A 1,759-nucleotide genomic window follows, 5' to 3' on the forward strand; every position below is an offset into this window, starting at 1 on the left:
CGCTCGACACCGTGATCGGCATCGCCTCGAGCGGACGCACGCCGTATGTGATCGCCGCCGTCCGCCGCGCGCGCGAGCTCGGAGCGCTCAGCATCGGCCTCTCGTGCAACGTCGGTACCGCTCTCAGCGCGGCGGCGGAACACGGGATCGAGGTCGAGGTCGGCCCCGAGGTGCTCTCCGGTTCGACCCGCCTCAAGTCGGGCACGGCGCAGAAGCTCGTGCTCAACATGTTCTCGACCATCTCGATGGTGCGAAACGGCAAGGCCTACGGCAACCTGATGGTGGATGTGAAGGCCACCAACCACAAGCTGCGCGAGCGGGCGATCCGGATGGTGCAGACCATCGCCGAGGTCGACCGCGACGCGGCGGTGGCTGCGCTGGAGGCCGCCGCCTACGACGTGAAGCTCGCGTCGATCATGATCCGCCGCGGTGAGGATCTCGCCGCGGCGACCGCTCGACTGGGCGCCGCCGACGGTCGGCTGCGCACCGCACTGGAGGCGAACTGATGCGCGTCCTCGGACTGATCTCCGGCACCTCGCACGACGGGATCGATGCCGCCGTCGTCGACTTCACGACCAATGGCGGCTTCACCGCGCACGGGGTGGATCTACACGGCACGGTGCTCGCCGCCACGAGCGTGCCCTACGCGCCCGAGCTGCGGGCGCGGCTGATCGCTGCGCTGCCACCGGCGCAGACCACCCTCGCCGAGGTGTGCGAGCTCGACACCCTCATCGGACAGGCGTTCGCCGAGGTCGCCGCCGACATCGCCGCCGAGGTGGGCGGTGTCGACGCTGTCTGCTCGCACGGGCAGACCGTGTACCACTGGGTCGACGGAGCGCACGCGCTGGGCACCCTGCAGATCGGGCAGCCCGCCTGGATCGCGGAGAAGGTAGGTGCCCCCGTGGTCTCCGACATCCGCATCCGCGACATCACGGTCGGCGGGCACGGTGCCCCGTTGGTGTCGTTCCTCGACGAGCTGCTGCTGCGCTCGCGCGCCGGGGTGTCGGCGGCCCTGAACCTGGGCGGCATCTCGAACATGACGGTGGTGCGGCAGGACGGCCTGGTCGCCTACGACATCGGCCCCGCGAACGCGCTGGTGGATGCGGTCATCGTGGAGCACGGCCTCAACCCGCTCGGCTATGACGACGACGCCGCGATCGCCCGCACCGGTCAGGTCGACGAGGCGCTGCTGGCCGCGCTGCTGGAGGACTCGTACTACGCCCTCACGCCGCCCAAGAGCACGGGCAAGGAGCACTTCCACCTCGGCTACGTGCAGGAGCACCTCGGCGCGCAGGGTCGCGAGATCGCCGTCGCGGATGTGGTGCGCACCCTGACCGAGCTCACGGTCCGCACGGTCGCGCGTGATGTGGAGGCTGCAGGTATCGGTTTCCTCGCCGTGTCGGGCGGCGGCTGCCGCAACCCGCTGATCCTCGACGGACTGCGCGCCGCGCTCCCTGCGACCGAGGTCGTGCTGGCCGACGAACTGGGCGCGGCCGCCGACAGCAAGGAGGCGATCCTCCTCGCGCTGATCGGCTGGTCCACGATGCACGGTGTTCCCGCGATCGTCCCGGGGGGAACAGGTGCGCGCGAGCCGCGCATCCTGGGCACCATCACCCCGGGGGTCGGTCCTCACGAACTTCTACCCGAATCCGAGAGGTCGCATCGCGACATCTCTTGAAATCCATACCGAGGAGCCCCCATGGACTGGCGCGATAAGGCCGCCTGCCTGACTGTCGACCCCGAGCTTTTCTTCCCCGTG

At 69.9% G+C, this 1,759-nt stretch carries 2 protein-coding genes; both read left to right on the forward strand.

Going from position 1 to position 1,759, the window contains the following annotated elements; translation table 11 throughout:
* A partial coding sequence (locus KZA10_RS14130; protein ID WP_218683197.1) for an N-acetylmuramic acid 6-phosphate etherase occupies positions 1-506 on the forward strand: 506 nt, incomplete at its 5' end.
* Positions 506-1,678 (forward strand): anhydro-N-acetylmuramic acid kinase, encoded by a 1,173-nt coding sequence (locus tag KZA10_RS14135; RefSeq protein WP_218683198.1) that lies wholly within the window; start codon positions 506-508, stop codon positions 1,676-1,678. The genes KZA10_RS14130 and KZA10_RS14135, both read left to right, overlap by 1 nt.
* Positions 1,679-1,759: the final 81 nt, after the last annotated feature.

This window comes from Microbacterium sp. BF1, from assembly GCF_019279095.1.
In the GTDB taxonomy this organism is placed as follows: Bacteria; Actinomycetota; Actinomycetes; order Actinomycetales; family Microbacteriaceae; genus Microbacterium; species Microbacterium maritypicum.